We start from the raw sequence: 1003 nt of genomic DNA, 5'->3' as shown, positions 1-1003 counted from the left end.
CCGACAACACCTTCGCGGTCTCCTCGATCAAGATCTTCGGCCACCCACCCCACTGAGAGGCCCCATGCTCACCAACACCTGGCGCACCCGGCTGGACCGCGGCGCCACCGGGCTGCGCCGCGGCGCGCTCGCACTCGGCCTGGGCTCCTGCAGCGTCGTGGCGATCGCCACCCTGTGGGGCTGGATCACCGACGACCCGATCGACATCGCCGGACCCGCCCGCAGCGCCGTCAACCGCACCGCCCTCATCGGCTCCTACGCCCAGGACTGCGTGACCCGCTGGCTCACCGCCACCCAGGCCCGCCAGCAGGCCCTGCGCGACTGCTGGTCGCTGCCCGACCCGATCCGGCTGCCCACCACCCCCGCCGTCGTCGTCAGCACCGCGGCCGTCTCGGCGGTCACCCTGGTCAGCGACACCGGCGCCGCCCAGCACTGGAGCGCCGTCGTCGCGGTCGGCGAGCGGCCCTTCGACGCCGCCACCGTCCACACCGCCTACTACCGGCTGCCCGTGCTCTACAGCGACTACGGGGTGCGCGCCAGCGCCCTGCCGGCCCGAGTCGACGGCCCCGGCGCCGGCGCCGACGCCCCGCTGGGCTACCCCAGCGCGCTGGCCGACACCTGCCCGGTGTTCGCCGCGGTCGCCGGGTTCCTCACCAGCTTCCTCACCGGCGCCGGCGGACTGGAACGCTGGGTCACCACCGACTCCGGGCTGGCGCCCGCCGCCGACTACCGCTCCGCCCGACTTACCCGCCTGGCCGCCGAACGCGCCGCCGGCGACGACGTGCCCCCCGAGGGCGCCACCCTGCACGTGCTGGCCACCGTCAGCGCCGTCACCAGCCAATTCGCCCCGCTGCAGCTGGACTACCCCATCGTGCTGACCGTCACCGCCGGCCGGGCGGGGGTGAGTGGGTTACATGCCGAATTGGCCGGTGGTGATGCCGGTGCGGTCGACGGTGCGTTTGGCCGAGACGTAGATGGCGTAGCCGGAGCCGACCACGACGGC

1 protein-coding gene is annotated in these 1003 nt (G+C 74.5%); it reads left to right on the top strand.

What is annotated here, in order from left to right:
- Nucleotides 1-64: 64 nt before the first annotated feature.
- A partial coding sequence (locus tag F0Q45_RS28295) for a conjugal transfer protein (RefSeq protein WP_188113186.1) occupies nt 65-1003 on the top strand: 939 nt, incomplete at its 3' end.

Source organism: Mycobacterium simiae (assembly GCF_008370645.1).
Lineage (GTDB): Bacteria > Actinomycetota > Actinomycetes > Mycobacteriales > Mycobacteriaceae > Mycobacterium > Mycobacterium simiae_A.
The sequence above is the reverse complement of the archived record's forward strand: the minus strand, read 5'-3'. Positions and strand labels throughout refer to the sequence as shown.